Raw genomic sequence first — 15,401 nt, forward strand, 5'->3', positions numbered from 1 at the left:
CCCGTGACCCCGCACCAAAGTAGGATCCCTCCCCGCGGATGGATCCCGTCGCCACGGGGGCGTCTGGAGGAACTTTCCGTCCGGCAACGGAAATTGGTGAGCTGTGAGCCAGATCGTCGTCAAGCGCCCACCGCGGGCCCTGCCGTCCGAAGTGCCTGACGAGCAGGTGCAGTTGCAACCCCCTCCGGAGCTGCCCCGCGGGCAGCAGGAGGGCGCCCTGATGCAGCTCCTGCCGATGCTCGGCATGGGTGGCTCCGTGGTGTTCTTCTTCATGACGCCGAACCCGATCATGCGGATCATGGGCATGGTGATGATCGCGTCGACGGTGGCCATGGCCATCGCGATGCTGGTCCGCTACCGGCGCGGGACGCAGGGGCAGCTCGCGGACCTGCGGCGCGACTACCTGAAGTACCTGACGCAGACGCGGCGCGCGGTGCTGCGGACGGCACGGCTCCAGCGGGACGCGCAGTACTACCTGCACCCCTCGCCCGAACAGCTGTGGGCGCTGGTCGCCGAGGGCAGCCGGGTCTGGGAGCGGCGCATCGGGGACGGCGACTTCGGCCAGGTCCGGGTCGGTCTCGGCAGCCAGCAGCTGGCGACGCCGCTGATCGCCCCCGAGACGGCGCCGGTGGACGAGCTCGAACCGCTGACCGCCGGGGCGATGCAGCAGTTCCTCCACGCGCACGGCACGCTGGACGGCCTGCCGATGGCCGTGTCGCTGCGCGCCTTCTACCACCTCACGGTCGGCGGTGAGCCGGAGGCGGCCCGTTCGACGGCCCGCGCGATGGTGGGTTCGCTGGCGGCGCTCCACTCCCCCGAGGACCTGGTCGTCGTCGTCGCCACCGGCGACGGCGCGGCCCCCTCCTGGGAGTGGACGAAGTGGCTGCCGCACGTGCAGGCCTCGGGCCCCGGTGACGGGGCGGGCAGCCGGCGGCTGATCACGACGGACGCGCGCGAACTGGAGGACCTGGTCGCCGAGCGCCTCGACGGGCGGCCCCGCTTCCAGGGCCCCAACCACCCGCTGCTCGACTTCCCGCACCTCGTGGTGGTGCTCGACGGGCAGTCCGTGCCGCAGACCTCGCCGCTCGCCTCGCCGGAGGGCATCCAGGGCGTGACGATCATCGAGGTCGTGGACGGCCGGGGCACCGGCACCCGCGGCGACCTGTCCGTGATCGTGGAGGGCGGGACGCTCCGCCTCGAATCCGGGCACGGACACGTGTACGACGGCGCCCCGGACGCGCTGAGCCTGGACGCGGCCGAGGCGCTGGCCCGGCAGCTGGCGCCGCTGCGGATGGCGGGCGGTTCGGACGACGACGAGCCGCTGCTCGCCAACCTCGACTTCACCGACCTGCTGAACCTCGGCGACGCGGCCTCCGTCGACGTGAGCCGCACCTGGCGGCCGCGGTCCCGCTCCGAGCGGCTGCGCGTGCCGATCGGCGTCGGCGAGGACGGCGTGCCGGTGATGCTCGACCTCAAGGAGGCGGCGCAGGAGGGCATGGGCCCGCACGGCCTGTGCGTCGGCGCGACCGGTTCCGGCAAGTCGGAGCTGCTGCGCACGCTGGTGCTCGGTCTCGCCGTGACGCACTCCTCGGAGACCCTCAACTTCGTCCTCGCGGACTTCAAGGGCGGTGCCACCTTCGCGGGCATGTCCCAGATGCCGCACGTCGCCGCGGTGATCACCAACCTGGCGGACGACCTCACGCTGGTGGACCGCATGGGCGACTCCATCCGCGGCGAGCTCAACCGGCGCCAGGAGATGCTGCGCGACGCGGGCAACTACGCGAACATCCACGACTACGAGAAGGCGCGCGCGGCCGGCGCGCCCCTCCAGCCGATCCCCTCGCTCGTCCTCGTCATCGACGAGTTCTCCGAGCTGCTGACGGCGATGCCCGACTTCATCGAGATGTTCGTGCAGATCGGCCGCATCGGCCGGTCGCTCGGCGTCCACCTGCTGCTGGCCTCGCAGCGCCTGGAGGAGGGCCGGCTGCGCGGCCTGGAGACGTACCTCTCCTACCGGATCGGTCTGCGGACCTTCTCCGCGGCCGAATCGCGGGCGGCGATCGGCGTGCCCGACGCGTACTCGCTGCCGAACGTGCCGGGCTCCGGCTACCTCAAGTACGGAACCGACGAGATGGTGCGGTTCAAGGCCGCGTACGTCTCCGGCACCTACCGCGCCAACCAGCACACGGCGCTGCCCGGCGGACCGCTGCCGGTCGACCGGCGGCCGGTGCCCTTCACCGCCGCGCCGGTTCCCGTGCGCTACCTGGAGCCGGAGGCGCAGGCGCGCGTACCCGAGGCGCGGGAGGCGGAGGACGACGCGCTGGCGGACTCGGTGCTCGACGTCATCGTGCGCCGTCTCGAAGGGCGCGGCGTCGAGGCGCACCAGGTGTGGCTGCCGCCGCTGGACAACCCGCCGGCGCTCGACTCGGTCCTGCCGGGGCTCGCGGGCGTCGACGGCCGGGGGCTCACCCAGCCCGGTTACGAGGGCGCGGGCCGGCTCGTCGTCCCGCTCGGCGTCGTCGACAAGCCGTACGAGCAGCGCCGCGACACGCTCTACCGGGACTTCTCCGGCGCGGCCGGTCACATGCAGATCGTCGGCGGTCCGCAGTCCGGCAAGTCGACGCTGCTGCGCACCCTGATCTCGGCCTTCGCGCTGACCCACACCCCGCACGAGGTGCAGTTCTACGGCCTCGACTTCGGTGGCGGCGGCATGGCCTCGGTGGCGGGCCTCCCGCACGTCGGCGGCGTCGCCTCCCGGCTCGACCCCGAGCGGGTGCGGCGCACGGTCGCCGAGGTGTACGGCATCCTGTCCCGGCGCGAGGAGTACTTCCGCGCGGCGGGCATCGACTCCATCGGCACCTACCGCCGGCTGCGGGCCCGCGGCGACATCTCGGTGACCGAGCAGCCGTGGGGCGACGTCTTCCTGGTCATCGACGGCTGGGGCAACTTCCGCACCGAGTACGAGGGCCTGGAGCCGGCCGTCGTGGACATCGCGGCCCGCGGTCTCGGCTACGGCATCCACGTGGTCATCACGGCCTCGCGCTCCATGGAGGTCCGCGCCAACCTCAAGGACCATCTGATGAACCGCCTGGAGCTGCGGCTCGGCGACACGATGGACTCCGAGCTGGACCGCAAGATCGCGGCGAACGTGCCGACCGGCGTCCCCGGCCGCGGTCTCACCCCGGAGAAGCTGCACTTCATGGCGGCCGTGCCGCGCATCGACGGCATCAGCTCCGACAGCGACCTCGCCGAGGCGACGGCCGCGATGACGCAGGAGGTCACCCGGCACTGGACGGCGCCGGGCGCGCCCGAGGTGCGGCTGCTGCCGCGCGAGCTGGACGCGCGGACCCTGCCGGCGGGCCACGCGGAGCCGCAGCGCGGCGTCGCCTTCGCCATCGACGAGAACAACCTGGAGCCGGTCTTCGTCGACTTCGACCGCGACCCCTTCTTCCTCGTCTTCGGCGAGAGCGAGTCGGGCAAGTCGAACCTGCTGCGGCTGATGATCAAGCAGATCACGGAGCGGTACGACGGGGCCTCGGCGAAGTTCTTCGTCATCGACAACCGGCGCGCCCTGCTCGACGTGACACCGGCGAGCCACCTCGCCGAGTACGTCCCCATGTCCAACAACATGGAGCACCACGTCGACGCCCTCGCCGACCTGATGCGCCGCCGCTCGCCGTCGGCGGACGTCACCGCCCAGCAGCTGCGGGACCGCAGCTGGTGGTCGGGCCCGAACCTCTTCGTGGTCGTCGACGACTACGACCTGGTCTCCACGTCGAGCGGCAACCCGCTGGCCAAGCTGACGGAACTGCTCCCCTTCGCCCGCGACGTGGGCGTCCGCTTCGTCATCGCCCGCAGCGCGGCGGGCGCCAGCCGCTCCGCGTACGAGTCCTTCATGCAGCGCATGATGGAACTCGGCGCCCAGGGCGTCCTCCTCTCCGGCGACCCCCAGGAAGGCGACGTCCTCGGCGGCGTCCGCATGCGCCCGATGCCCCCGGGCCGCGGCATCTACGTCTCCCGGCAGCGGGGGAACCCGCTGGTGCAGACGGGGCGGATGCCGGAGATGTAGGGGCTGTCGCAGCCGGTGGCGGGGACGGTTACGGAGATCGTGGCGGGGACGGCGGGGACGGCGGGGACGGCGGGGATGGCGGGAGTGCGGCGGTGCGCATGATGGCGCTCCTGTTCGGGGGCATGACGGTGCTGTTCGTCATCGTGGTGTGCGGGGGTCTGGAGAAGCTGGACACCTTCTTCAGACGCCCCCGCACCCCCGAAGCCCGAGCCGCCCTCCGCGCCCGCCACCGCGGCGCACGATGGATCTTCGCGGTCCTCGCCCTGACGTCGGGCTGGCAGTGCGTGGAGTCGTTCCGACTCGCGGCGCAATGAGAGTGCGGGGAGGACCGCTCCTCGGCACGCCGGTCGGCGCCGCCTCGAAAGCGGCCCGCATCCTCCTCAGGACACGTTCGAAGAGATCACACGGCGCTCCTCGGAGGTCGGAGGCACCTTGGCCGTCGGGCGGCGGGAAGCGATCGTCGGCCCGGCGGCCAAGGAGGCCAAGGAGGCCGAGGAGGCCGAGGAGGCCGAGGAGGCCGAGGAGGCCAAGGACTTCGCGGACTCCGTCGCCCAGCAGAAGAACACCTGGTCCGGCGCGATCGGCACGGGCTTCGGCTTCGGCTTCGGTTCCATCGCCACCCCGGTCGGCGGAGGCGTCGCCAGTGGTGTCGCCGGCACGGTCAGCTCGGTGATTCCGGAGCACCGTGGCCCGTTCGCCCTCTCGTCCTCCTCGCTTCCGGATGCCGCCGGACCGGGCCGGAACAGAGCCGGGAGGGACCGAAGTCCGTCCCGTGCGGCTCCCCTTACGTGGAGATCGCCGGCCACGCCGGCGACGACGGGCTGCGTGCACCGGTCCCGGGAACGCGACAGGGTGGGCGCCTCCCGTGCACGCCCACCCTGTGTTGCCGTCGTCGTACGGCTGCGGTTTTGCTGCGGTTTAGAAGAAGCCCGCCGCGCGCTTGTCGCCCGCCTGGTAGGCCGGGGCGGCCTGGCGGACGGCCTTGGAGATGCCCTGCAGGGCCTGGTGGATCGCGCGCGTCTCCTGGTCCCACTTGGCGTGGGCGCCGTCGGCGGCGGTCTTCGCCTCGCCCTCCCAGGTGTTGGAGACCGAGCGGATCTTCGACTGGATGGCCTCCAGGGCCTCGTCCAGGCGCTTCGCCTGCGCGTCGATCTGGTTCGCCGCGTCGTCGAGCGAGGCGTACGTGACGAGCATGATGCCGTCGTTGCCGGCCATGGTCCCTCCGTTTTTCGGTGGTGTCGTTCAGGTGGGGTTGGTGCGTGGCTCCGACCCGGAGGTCAGAGGCCGGCGATGCCCGAACGGGCGGCCTTCTCGGCGCCCGCGTCGCCGGAGAAGCCCGCGGTCACGTCGACGCCGCGCAGGGCCGCCTCGACCTCGTCGTCCGTGTTGCTGGACGTCGTCCGGGTGACCTGGATGGCCTCCTGGAAGTTCAGCATCAGCTTGGCGATGCGCACCATGCCGTTGTTGATCTCGGTCTGCTTGGCGTCGAACGCGCCGGCGCCGATGCCCTTCCAGCGGCCTTCGAGGCTGTCGATGACGCCCTGGAGGGCCGACAGCTGGCCCTTCACGTCATCGAACTTGCGGGTGAGCTCGTCCTGGAAATCCTTGAGACTCTGATCGCCAACCTTCAAGACTGACATGTGTCGCTCTCCCTTTCTCGGGTTCTCTTTTGAGGCTGCGTTCGCAAACTCGCGCGGACGCAGGGAGGTTTGTGTGGGGTGCTGCCGCCGTCAGGCGGTCGTGCGTCGGCGGCGCGCGATGACGACGCCTGCGGCCGCCACGACGACCACGACCGCTGCCGCGATGCCGATGACGAGACCGGTGCTGCTGCCGCCGTCCGCGTCCTCGGACGCGCTCCCGTTGGAGCCTGCCACAGGTGCGTCGGACGACTGCTTACCGGACGGGGCTTGTGTCGAAGCTGTTGCGGAGGGGGCGGCGGAGTCGGACGTGCCGGGGGAGGCGGAGGCCGATGCGGACGCGGAGGCCGAGGCCGACGGGGTCGCCACGGTCGACTTGTTGGTGAGGGGGCTGATGTTCGGGTCACCCGGCGTGCCCTCGCCCCGCGAGACGTGGGCGTTGGGCCGGACGATGCCGTGACCGAGGTAGACGCTGACCGTGTTCGGCTCCCAGCCCTCGCCCCGCGCTGCCGAGTCGAGCATGACGCGGAGGACCTGGTTACCCGTCCAGTCGGGGTGCATCGACCAGATGAGGGCGGCGGAGGCGGAGGCGATGGCGGTGGAGAAACTGGTGCCTTCGCTCACGCAGTACTTCGTCAGGCTCTTGTCGCAGTAGCCGGGGATGCTGGTTCCCGGTGCTGCGATGTCGATGCTATCGCCGTGCTGCGAGTACTTCGCCACTGAACCGTCCCGGCCGCTCGCCGCGACTGCGACGGCTTCGGGGTAACTCGCCGGGTACTGTTCCTTGTTGCCTTTGGTGGCATTGTTACCGGCGCCCGCGAAGACCAACTTGCCCTTACTCTGGGCGTACTTGACAGCCTTACGCTCGTTTGAGCTGTAGTAATCGGAGGCGAAGGAGATGTTGATGATCTGCGCGTCGCTGTCGGCAGCCGCCTTGATCGATTCCTCCACGTCGAAGGCGTTGACGGCCTGCTCGTTCTGACGCTCGGTGTCGGCCACACGGTACGGAATCACCTTGGCATCGGGAGCCAGCCCTCTCAGGCCGCCGCCTGCACCCGATCCGACGATCACCTCGGCGATGGTCGTACCGTGGCCGGAGTAGTCGTCCGTCTCGTCACCCTTGGACTCGGACGCGTCCCATCCCTTCAGGACCTTGCCCTTGAGCGAGGGGGTGTCCGGGTCGACCCCGGAGTCGATCACGGCGACGGTGATGCCCTTCCCGGTCGACTTCTTCCAGATCTCCTCGGCCTTCATGGCATCCAGGTACCACTGCTGCGACCGTGCGTCGGCGGCGACTGCCGTCGGGGCGAGCCCGACGAGCGACGTCGTCAGCACCGCGATCGCCGTGGTGCCGAGGAGCGCCCGCCGGAGCCTGCCGCCGCTCTCGATCATTCGTGCCGTCATCCTGACTTCCGAGCCTTCCGAGTGGTTAGTCGATCACCGGCGGGACGGCGCCGCGCCGACGGTTCGTCCAGGTCTCTTCGTCTTCCGTCAGGTAGTCGGGGCGCGAAGAGCCGTCGCGGTCCTGTTCGTCGCGGTCCGGGCGCTGGCTGCCACGGCCGGCCATGCCACGGGGCGTCCCGACCACTCCGTTGGAGCTGGGGGTGCCTCGTCCGGCGGGGCGGGGCGCCGCCTTGGCGTTGTTGGCGCCGACCACGCCGCCCTGGCCGGGGCGTGCCCCCGCCGTGCGGCCCGCGGCCGGGCCCTCGCTGCCGACGACCGTGCCCCTCGGGATCCGCGCACCGGTGTTTCCGCCGGTGGGACGCTGCGGGGTGCCACCCATGATGGGGTTCGCCTTGCCGCCGGCCGTACGGCCCGTGGCGGGCTGCCCGGGGCGGCCCGTCTGCGGCTGGGCGCGGCCTGCCTGCGTGGACGGGGAGGTGGTCGGCGGTCCGCCCGCACGCCCCACGGGGCCGTTGGTGCGGCCCGTCGTCGGGGAGTTCGTCGGACTGCCCGGACGGCCCACCGCGGGAGAGTTCGTGGGATTGCCCGGGCGCCCCACCATCGGAGCGTTCGTGGGGCCGTTGGGACGGCCGAACGCCTGCGGGCCCAGCGGTCCCTTCGGTCCGCCCGTGCGGCCGACGGTCGGCGCGGTGGTCGGGCCGACCGGACGGCCGAAGCCGGTCCGGCCGGTGTTCGTGCGCGGCATGCCCGGGTTACCGGTGATCTTGGGTCCGCCGGTGCGCGGCGGGGTGCCGAGCGTGAGCGGGGGAGGCATCCCGGGACCCGTCGGGGGCGGGGTGTTCGTGGGCGCGGTCGGAGTCGGCGGGGTGTTCGGGAGAGTCGGCGCCGGCGGCGTCTTGACCGTGTCGATCTGAACCCTCGTGTCGTCCGAGGGCTTCTCGCGGATCGGGTCCGAGCCGTCGAGCTGGTCGCCGGTGCGGGGCATCGTCGGCGTGGTGCGGTCCTCGACGGAGCTGATGGGCCCGGACGACGCCCTCGACAGGCCGTCGCGAGAGGAGCTCGTACCCGAGTCTCCAGACCCTTCGGGCCCGAATACCCGCCCCGTCGGCCTCGGCACCGGCGCCTGATACGCCTCCGGCGGCTTCGGCATCTCCTGCCCCGCCAGGGTGCTCTGCGACACGGCGTAGAACGACGCCAGGCGGTTCATCTGGTTGATGGCCTCCTGACGGTCCTTCTCCACCGCTACGGCCTTCTGGTACTCCTCCTTCTTCTCGGTCTTCTCCAGTTCCGAGAATTCAGAGGGCTTGCGCTGGTCGGCGCGGGTGTCGCGCGGCGGGGCCGCGTTGCGGACCGAGGTCAGGCCGTCGTTGGCGACCTTCATCTGGGAGCCGACCGCGTTGGCGACCTTGCCGACGGACCAGGCGTAGTTCGCGACCTCGGAGCCGTACCGCTGGAACTCGACGGCGGCGTCGCCGTCCCAGTCGACGCTGCCGACGAACGTGGTCAGGGCCTTCGCCGCGGCGTTGAGTTCCTTCGTCGCCGTCTGCAGGGCGTCACCTGCGGTGGACAGCTGGGAGGGGTCCGCGCTGTCGAGCAGGTCGAGCATGGCGTTGAGCTTGTGGCCCTCGAAGGACGTCTCGCCGAAGACACTGCCCTTGGGCCGCAGGCCGAAGCTGCCGATGAAGGGGACGCGGATCTCGTCCAGCTTCTCGAGGACGTTCGTCGTCTGGTACTTGGCCTTGATGTCGGCCGTGTCCTTCGCCTGCTGCTGTTCCTGCGGCGTCAGATTCGACGGCGGGGCCGCGTCCGTGTCCGGAGACTTCTCTTCACTCATCGTTCGTCACCCGATGCTTTCCGTCGCGGTGTCGGCCCTGCCGGTGTTCTTGGCCGGCTGCGCCGGGTCCTTCGCCCGGGCCTGCTCCTCGCGCTCGATGGCCTCGTCGCGCTCCCGGTCCAGGCGGGTCTGGATGTCGTGGAACTGGCGACGCTGGTCCTCTTCGACGTTGTCGTAGCCGACATCGGCGGCGTGGACGCCGATCCGGAGGAGTTCGATCTGGCCACTGAGGGACTTCGACAGGGAGACGAGGGACGCGTGGACGCGCTCGTACTCCGTGAAGAAGCCGTCCGCCTCCGCGAAGGGGATGCCGGTGCCGAACGCCTGGCGCGTCACGCGGTTCTGGTTCAGCTTCGCGGAGCCGCCGGCGCCCTTCTCCAGGTTCTCGATGACGTGCTCGATGTCGCGCTGGAACTTCACCAGCGCGTCGACGCCGCGCTGAAGGTCACCCACGGTCACCACCCCCGTCACCCGTCACGTGAAACACGGGCCAATCCTCCCCGTTTGCTCCTGCTGTCCTGCATTGCGATCGTGGAGACTCGCCATCCCCGTTCGCGTGCGTACCACTCTAGTGATAGCTACTGACGGCCCCAAGTCTCTTGTTCGTCACGAGACTTCTACAATCGCACTGCTCACCGGACGCTATCAGGCGTGTGCGTCTGCAATGGTCACCGGCCCGCTGCCACCGCGGCACGCCGCTTCCGGTGGTCCCTGACCGCCACCGCCGAGCCCGCGATCACCGCGACCAGGACGCCTCCGCTGACGACGACGTAGGTGGCCAGGCGGGCGGCGCGCTGTTCCGGGGTCTCGCCGATGTGGACGGCGGCGGGGGTGGGTGCCTCGGCGCGGGTGACGCCTTCGCGGGCGACGGGCTTCTCGATGGGCTTGTCGTCCTCGGTGAGGGCCCGGACCGGGTCGACGACGCCCCAGCCGACGAGGCGGTCGTGGCCGGCGACGGAGCGTTCCGCGGTCTGCTGGATCTGGGCGACGATCTGCTCCTGGGTCCAGTCGTCGTGCTCGGACTTGATCAGGGCGGCGAGGCCGGCGACGTAGGGGGCGGAGAAGCTGGTGCCGTTGTCGGCGCAGTGGCCGCCGAGGGGGACCGTGGAGACCATGTCGACGCCGGGCGCGGCGACGCCGACGAAGTCGCCGGACTGGGAGAACGCGGCGCGTTCGTTGTTGCGGTCGGAGGCGGCGACGGCCAGGACGCCCTCGTACGAGGCGGGGTAGGTGGCCTTGACGTTGCCGCCGAGGCCGTCGTTGCCGGCGGAGGCCACGACGACGATCTCCTTGTCCAGGGCGGCCTTCACCGCCTGTTCCAGGAGGGGGGTGGGCTTGACCGCGTCCGCCGTGTCCTGGGAGATGTTGATCACGTCCGCGCCCTTGGCGATGGCGTGGCGGATCGCGGCGGCCAGGGTCGTCGTGGTGCCGTGGCCGTCGGCGTCGTTCTGCTGGATGGGGATGATCGTGGCGTCCGGGGCCAGGCCGACGAAGCCGGTGCCCTTGGCGGGGCGGGCGGCGATGATGCCGGCGACCTTGGTGCCGTGGCCGACGGTGTCGGTGGTGCCGTTCTCCTTGCCGCGCTTCAGCTTGTAGCCGTTGGCGTCCTTGGCGTCCTTCGGGATCAGGTTGATCCCGCTCTTGGCGTCGACGGCCTTGGCCAGCTGGGGGTTGCCGACGTCGACGCCGGTGTCGATGACGGCGACGCGGACGTTCTTGCCGGTGGACTGCGCCCACAGTTCGTCGAGTTGGACGCGCTGGAGGGACCAGGGCCGGCCCTCGTACTTCTTGTTGGGGAAGTTGCACTGTCCGCCGTCGTCCGCCGCCGCCGTGGAGGCGGTGGCGAGGGGCAGGCCGAGGGCGCAGAGCGCCGTCGCGGCCGCCATGGACGAGAGGCGTGTGAGCGGGAGGCGCCGGGGGCGGCGCGGCGGCGTGCTCATGAGCCCTGGGGCTGGCGTGCGCCGCCGGTGGAGAGACGGGGGCCGGTGGGGAGGAAGGTGGACCACTCGGCGGGCACGGGCAGCGGCTCGATGCTCTTGTAGCCGAGGCGGTTCTGCGCCTGCTGGGCCTCGGCCTGGCGGGCCTGCTTCTCCTCCTCGGAGCCGGAGGAGCCGATGCCGGAGTCGTCGGTGGCGGTGTCGCCGTTGGACTGCATCGCGTACCGCAGGCCGGTGTCGGTGACGAGGAAGAGGAAGCCGGTCGTGGTGGTGGAGCCGGTGAACTGGCGGAAGAGCTGGCCGGAGCCGGGGGTGACGTAGGCGCTGCTGGAGCCGGTCGGCAGGGTGGCGGGGAAGTCCTTGCCCGCCCACGTGCTGAGGGTGGTGCGGCCGTTGTCGGCGTCGACCCCGCGCAGCACGTTGCAGACGGTGTTGCGGCTGCCCTCGCCGGTGCCCGCCTCGTTGACGGGGACGGGCTCGGCCTTCGGCCACTTCTTGTCCTGGCCGAAGGCGGCGCCCGGCTGGAAGGCGCCGCCGCTGAGCTTGGTGGCCTGGCCGGCCTGGCCGAGCTCGACGAGCTGACGGCTGTTGAGCAGCAGCTTGGCGGTGAAGTCGGTGATGGGCGCGACCCGGTCCTGGAGGACGACGTACATCCTCCAGCCGGTGCCGTCGGTCGCGGTGAGGACCATGCCGACCTTGGCGAGCTCGGGCGACAGGCCGCTGACCCGGGCGGCGGCGCCCGGCTCGCCGGGGAGCTTCGGGAAGGAGATGGTGTCGCCCTTGTGCAGGGTCTTCAGCCAGGCGTCCGAGACGCGCTGGGGGACGCGGCCCTGGCCGACGAGCTGACGGAGCAGCAGTTCGTCCTTCTCGACGGGGTACGCGGTCCCCTTGGCGTCGACGACGTAGCGGGTGCGGTCCGGGCCCTCGACGTAGAGCAGTTCTCCGCCGGTGAGGCGTTCCTTGCCGTCGGTCCTGGCCTCCTCGCGGGCGGCGAGGACGAAGGCGGCCTTCTGGATGGCGCGGCCGCCCTCGCCGGGGCGTTCGCAGACGGCCCAGCGCTTGGCGGCGCCGGCCTCCTTCGGCTCGGGGAGGCGGTCGGGGGCGTACGGGATGCCGAGGGTGGCGCCGTGCGGGATCTTGCCGCTGTCGAGCACCGACTCGGAGACCGTGATGATCTTCTCCTTGTCGGGGTCGAGGAGGAGCCTCGCCGACGACATGTTGAGGACCGGGTGGAGCTGGAGCTTGTCGCCGGTCTTGAGGACCACGTAACGGGTCGTCGACTTGTCGGCGATGATCACGTTCTGCCCGGGCTTGTCCCAGTCCTTGGGGGCGACGGGCTTGAACATGCCCCAGGCCCCGAAGACGGCGAGGACGACCGCGCCGACGATGGCGCCCGGCACCACCGCGCGCAGCGGGCGCGGCGCGCCCTCCTCGGAGCCCGTCGAGTTCGGCTGCACGAACTGCGCGACCAATCTCCGCTTCGCGAAGGTGTAGGCGTTCAGTTCGTCGCGTCGTGATGCCATCTGTTGTGTCGTCCCTCTCCCCGCCGGCCGACCAGGTTGCCACACTCGGCGGGTCCTTCCGCCGTCCCGCCGCCCCCTACTATGCCTGGCGGCACCCGTGTCTCACCGCTCAGGTAGGGTGATCGCCCGGTCAACGCCCAGGGGAATTCGGCTATTACGGACACGAGGGGGCAACGCGGCGATGGGTACGGCGACGCGTGCGCGCGACGGGCGGCGGACCAGCGGCCGAGCGCCTCAATCTTCCCGACGGCAACGCAGCAACGAGCGCGGTGAAGCGCGGAGCGGCGCACCGGCGCGGGGGGCCGCGCAGACCGCCGTCCCGGCGACGACGACGCTCCGCCCGCTGTCGCGCACGAGCCGCGTCGGGCCCGTCCATCTCCGTCAGCTCGTGCTGGTGGAGGCGGCGCTCGCGCTGGTGGCCGTCGGTTTCGTGATGGGCGGGCTCTGGCTGGTCCCGACGTGTGTCGTGGCCGGCGTCCTGGTGCTGCTCGCGGTGATACGGCGTCGCGGCCAGGCCGTGCAGGACTGGATGGGGACGGCGCTCGCGCTGCGTTCGCGACGGCGCGACACCGCGCCCTCGGCGCCGGAGGCGGATCCGACGCTCGCCCCGGTCACCGAGAGCGTGCGGGGCTTCGGCGCCCGCCCGTACGTCGACCGCAACCACCGCACCGTCGGCATGCTGGGCGACGGCACGTTCCTGACCGCCGTGCTGCGCGTCGAGGCGAGCGGTTCGGCGCTGCGGCCGGTCTTCGGTGCCCGCGCCTTCCCGCTGACCCTCCTCGGCGAGGCCCTGGAGGTCGACGACATCGTGGTCGAGTCGGTCCAGCTGGTGCAGCAGGTCCGCCCGGCCCCCGCGCCGCACCTCCCCCAGCAGGCCGTGGCCCGCCTCTCGTACACCCCCCTCCAGGAGCGGACCGGGGCGCCCGCGCTGCGGCTGACCTGGGTGGCGGTGAAGCTGGACCCCGAGCGCTGCAAGGAGGCGGTCGCGGCGCGCGGCGGCGGCCTGGAGGGCGCGCAGCGCTGTCTGGTCCGGATCGCCGACCACCTGGCGAGCCGGATCACCGGCGCCGGCTTCCAGGCGGTCGTCCTGGACCAGGAGGAGGTCAACTCGACGATCGCGACCGCCGCCTGCACGAGCCCGCACGCGGCCGCGCGGGCGGGCCGGGCGGACGCGGCGCCTCAGCGGCGGACGGCCGAGACCTCCCGCGTCTGGCGGTGCGACGACCGCTGGCACACCACGTACGCGGTCGGGCGCTGGCCCGAGCTGGGCCGGGGCGCGGCGCCGCTGCCGCGCCTGGTCTCGCTGCTGACCTCGGTCCCCGCGTACGCGACGACCTTCAGCCTCACCGTCCGGCGCGGGACGCGCCAGGGCACGATGGAGGTCGGCGGCCACGTGCGGGTCACCGGCGGCTCCGACAACGAACTGGTCCGGGTGCGCCGGACCCTGGAACAGGCGGCGCGCACGGCGAAGGTCGGCCTGCTGCGGCTGGACCGCGAGCAGCTGCCGGGCGTGCTGGCGACGATGCCTCTCGGGGGTGCTCGATGATGGGCCGTGGTGGAGCGGTGAAGGGGCTGCGCGGTCTGATCGGCCCGCGGCACGCGGGCCACACCGTCCCGACGGCCGAACTCGGCGCGCTCTCCCTCCCGGTGGGCGACGACGGCGTGGTGATCGGCGAGGACTCCGAGGGCCGCTCGCAGTTGGTGGGCTTCCACCGCTCGACGCCGTACGACGTCCTGCTCATCGGCGGTCTGTGGACGGCGCAGGTGCTGGCGCTGCGCGCCGCCGCCACCGGGTCCAGGGTCGTCGTCGAGACCGGCCGCCCGCACGCGTGGGTGGGTCTGGCACAGGCGGCGGGCGCGGGCCTGGAGTGCATCACCCTCCACGAGGTGGGCCGGGTCCCGCCGCTGGGCGCGACCGTCGGCAGCCCGGCCGTCGTGGTGCGGGACTGCGGCATGCGGCCGCCGCGCGGCCGGGTCGTCTCCTCGCCGTGGCAGTCGGTGCTGACGCTCCTTCCGTACCTCAGCCCGGTCGCCCCGCGGTTGATGCGCGCGGCGACGCTCGTCGGCATCCAGCGGGTCTCGCCGCAGGAGGCCCAGCAGACCGGGCGCATCCTGGGCCTGACGCGGACCGAGGTCGACGCGCTGCCGACGCTCGCGGACGGCGTCACGCTGTGGTGCGCGGGCGGCGAGCGGCACTGGGTCATCACCAACGCCACGGACGCGGAGTCGGGCCTGCTCGGCACGGCCCGGCGCATGGACTGAGAAGAACGGCCCGGCGCGGGGGCTCCGGAGAGCGTCCCGGCGCGAGGGGCCGGAAAGCGCCGCACGGCCCGGGGACCGGAAGGCGCGGCTCGACTCAGAGGACCGGGAAGCGCGACGGTTCGTCGAAGCGGCCCCCGCGCGGAAGCCGGTGTCCCTAGTATTTCCCCTGGTGGCACGGGCGGGGCCCAACTCCCCCGCGCCACGGGACACATGGTCCGCCGACAGGCCGTGAACGAAAGGAACTCCCATGGGGAGCGCGCAGGAGAAGGACGAGTTGTACGCCCTCGACATCTCGGACGTCGAGTGGATCGGCGCCCCCGGCACGAGCCCGGACGAGGAGCGCGTCGAGATCGCTCATCTGCCGCACGGCGCCGTCGCCATGCGCTCCTCGCTGGACCACGGCACCGTGCTGCGGTACACGGAGGCGGAGTGGACGGCCTTCGTGCTCGGCGCGCGGGACGGCGAGTTCGACCTGAAGTGAGCCCACGGCCCCGCCCTCCGGTGGCGGGTCCCGTGTCGGACCGGCGGTCGGGTGCCCGGAAACGGGTACGCGGCCGCCGGTTCGTCGCATCACCCGTTCGGGCAAGGGACAGGCGTCGGCGCACGGCCGGCAAGGCGGTACGCAATACCCCTCGTTGCCCCGACTCGTACGGTTTTACCCCCGGTGCCTCCTCACGCTCCGCCGCACCGGCGTCACCCGGGCCGCGCTCCCGGACGGAACCGGGGCCTCCGGGG

At 72.0% G+C, this 15,401-nt stretch carries 12 protein-coding genes; 5 read left to right on the forward strand and 7 right to left on the reverse strand.

What is annotated here, in order from left to right; genetic code table 11:
* Window positions 1–103 precede the first annotated feature (103 nt).
* Together eccCa and AB0E19_RS13695 are read left to right on the forward strand one after the other, a co-directional pair.
* Window positions 104–4,069: a type VII secretion protein EccCa gene (gene eccCa / locus AB0E19_RS13690; protein WP_362178122.1), complete on the forward strand. Its 3,966-nt coding sequence runs from the start codon at window positions 104–106 to the stop codon at window positions 4,067–4,069.
* A gap of 98 nt (window positions 4,070–4,167) precedes the next feature.
* Complete coding sequence (locus AB0E19_RS13695; RefSeq protein ID WP_362178125.1) at window positions 4,168–4,383, forward strand: hypothetical protein; 216 nt, start codon at window positions 4,168–4,170, stop codon at window positions 4,381–4,383.
* Between the two features lie 604 nt (window positions 4,384–4,987).
* Here the strand turns inward: AB0E19_RS13695 and AB0E19_RS13700 are convergent.
* The 7 genes from AB0E19_RS13700 to eccB form a co-directional block, all read right to left on the reverse strand.
* Complete coding sequence (locus AB0E19_RS13700; RefSeq protein WP_362178128.1) at window positions 4,988–5,284, reverse strand: WXG100 family type VII secretion target; 297 nt, start codon at window positions 5,282–5,284, stop codon at window positions 4,988–4,990.
* Window positions 5,285–5,346: 62 nt separating this feature from the next.
* Entirely contained in the window at window positions 5,347–5,709 is a 363-nt protein-coding gene (locus AB0E19_RS13705) for a WXG100 family type VII secretion target (protein WP_362178131.1), read from the reverse strand.
* 90 nt (window positions 5,710–5,799) lie between these two features.
* Window positions 5,800–7,098, reverse strand: a complete 1,299-nt coding sequence (locus tag AB0E19_RS13710) for a S8 family serine peptidase (protein WP_362178134.1) — start codon at window positions 7,096–7,098, stop codon at window positions 5,800–5,802.
* Window positions 7,099–7,135: 37 nt separating this feature from the next.
* Window positions 7,136–8,944: a hypothetical protein gene (locus AB0E19_RS13715; protein ID WP_362178137.1), complete on the reverse strand. Its 1,809-nt coding sequence runs from the start codon at window positions 8,942–8,944 to the stop codon at window positions 7,136–7,138.
* Between the two features lie 6 nt (window positions 8,945–8,950).
* Entirely contained in the window at window positions 8,951–9,397 is a 447-nt protein-coding gene (locus AB0E19_RS13720; protein WP_362178140.1) for a hypothetical protein, read from the reverse strand.
* A 215-nt stretch (window positions 9,398–9,612) separates the two neighbouring features.
* Complete coding sequence (gene mycP / locus AB0E19_RS13725) at window positions 9,613–10,884, reverse strand: type VII secretion-associated serine protease mycosin (RefSeq protein ID WP_362178143.1); 1,272 nt, start codon at window positions 10,882–10,884, stop codon at window positions 9,613–9,615.
* Window positions 10,881–12,404 (reverse strand): type VII secretion protein EccB, encoded by a 1,524-nt coding sequence (gene eccB, locus AB0E19_RS13730; RefSeq protein WP_362178146.1) that lies wholly within the window; start codon window positions 12,402–12,404, stop codon window positions 10,881–10,883. The genes mycP and eccB overlap by 4 nt, the downstream gene beginning before the upstream one ends.
* A gap of 181 nt (window positions 12,405–12,585) precedes the next feature.
* On the opposite strand from eccB, the gene eccE reads away from it, so the two are divergent.
* The 3 genes from eccE (at window position 12,586) to AB0E19_RS13745 (ending at window position 15,147) form a co-directional block, all read left to right on the forward strand.
* The gene (gene eccE / locus AB0E19_RS13735) at window positions 12,586–13,950 is read left to right on the forward strand and encodes a type VII secretion protein EccE (RefSeq protein WP_362178149.1); all 1,365 of its coding nucleotides are present in this window, start codon (window positions 12,586–12,588) and stop codon (window positions 13,948–13,950) included.
* The gene (locus tag AB0E19_RS13740; protein WP_362178152.1) at window positions 13,950–14,666 is read left to right on the forward strand and encodes a hypothetical protein; all 717 of its coding nucleotides are present in this window, start codon (window positions 13,950–13,952) and stop codon (window positions 14,664–14,666) included. Before eccE ends, AB0E19_RS13740 begins: the two co-directional genes overlap by 1 nt.
* Window positions 14,667–14,913: 247 nt before the next feature.
* Window positions 14,914–15,147: a DUF397 domain-containing protein gene (locus AB0E19_RS13745; RefSeq protein ID WP_362178155.1), complete on the forward strand. Its 234-nt coding sequence runs from the start codon at window positions 14,914–14,916 to the stop codon at window positions 15,145–15,147.
* Window positions 15,148–15,401: the final 254 nt, after the last annotated feature.

Source organism: Streptomyces sp. NPDC047974, from assembly GCF_040653375.1.
GTDB lineage: Bacteria > Actinomycetota > Actinomycetes > Streptomycetales > Streptomycetaceae > Streptomyces.